Annotated in this window: 1 pseudogene; it reads right to left on the bottom strand. The window is 48.6% G+C overall.

Annotated features, from left to right (window positions below):
- Nucleotides 1-199: pseudogene (locus tag ON15_RS00035) on the bottom strand (group II intron reverse transcriptase/maturase); the annotation flags it as partial.
- Between the last annotated feature and the right edge of the window lie 439 nt (nucleotides 200-638).

The raw sequence follows: 638 nt of genomic DNA, 5'->3' as shown, positions 1-638 counted from the left end.
CGACACCCTTGTTGCGTTTGACCTGTAAATAAGCCTGATTGAGGTTATTACGGTCCAATACTCGGGCTTGAAACTTTGTGCCACTCATCATTGTTTGCTCACCAGAAATGGTACTACGCGCCCCGGTTTGCCTTGAGTCTTCTGGACTTATTCTCCACCGGCGGTCAGCTTGTTGTTCTGTTTTCTGCGATTTTCGCACAATTTCCACCTCTTCAAATCAATGTGAGTTGTTATTGTTCAGTCCTTCATGGCACTGTGTGTCACTACTATGACTTCGGCTGACTTCTGTTCAGTTCAACCGGCCATCACTGACCAGCTTGTCTCCGCAAAACTTTCCGTTCTGCTAGTAGAAACATATCGAACAGACCTCCCCGGGTAAGAATGAATGCTTTCCTGCCATGCAACTGTTGGCTTTACTGGAGTTCGCTTTGAGTAGTATTGGATTTCGATTTGTTTGGCAATCTTGTCCAGCTTGTCCAGCCTTATAGCCACTTCTTGTACATCAGTTCAGCAGTTTGCCTAGGGCTTCCTTCAGATTCCATCTCACGGTGGACACCTTTGCCTTTGGCTCGTGGTTCCGACTACTACGGCCCACAGCGGACCTTCACCGCCTAGTATTCACCCATGCCGGGCGCACC

Source organism: Liquorilactobacillus vini DSM 20605 (assembly GCF_000255495.1).
Classification (GTDB): domain Bacteria; phylum Bacillota; class Bacilli; order Lactobacillales; family Lactobacillaceae; genus Liquorilactobacillus; species Liquorilactobacillus vini.
The sequence above is the reverse complement of the archived record's forward strand: the minus strand, read 5'-3'. Positions and strand labels throughout refer to the sequence as shown.